General features: G+C 68.5%; 1 protein-coding gene. It reads right to left on the bottom strand.

Features of this window, described 5'->3' with window-relative positions:
- Window positions 1-279: hypothetical protein (locus M0638_RS28125; RefSeq protein WP_248670266.1), on the bottom strand; the 279-nt coding region annotated here is incomplete at its 3' end.
- Between the last annotated feature and the right edge of the window lie 29 nt (window positions 280-308).

Below are 308 nucleotides of genomic sequence, written 5' to 3'. Positions count from 1 at the left end.
GAGCTTCGTCGCGGTCGCGTCGGCGATGGCCTGTCGGATCACGGCCAGTGCCAGGGCGCGGTCGCGGATCGCGGCCTCGGCCTGTTCGCCGGCGGTGGTGGGCGGCGGGGCAGTATGGGCATCCTCTGCCCCTACTGCCGGCGCAGGCAGTGACCCGGGATTTCCGGGTAACTGCGCCGGGGTCGCCGCCTCCGCCGACGAGTGATTCCGATGCTTGCTGCAAGACGTTGATATTCCAGCAGCACCCACGATTCGGAATCGCTCGTCGGTGGTGGGCACTCCCGGATTTCCGGGAGTGGAAGGCATGC

The sequence above is a fragment of the Roseomonas acroporae genome (assembly GCF_023223525.1).
GTDB lineage: Bacteria > Pseudomonadota > Alphaproteobacteria > Acetobacterales > Acetobacteraceae > Roseomonas_E > Roseomonas_E acroporae.
This window is presented reverse-complemented; position numbering and strand designations above follow the sequence as displayed.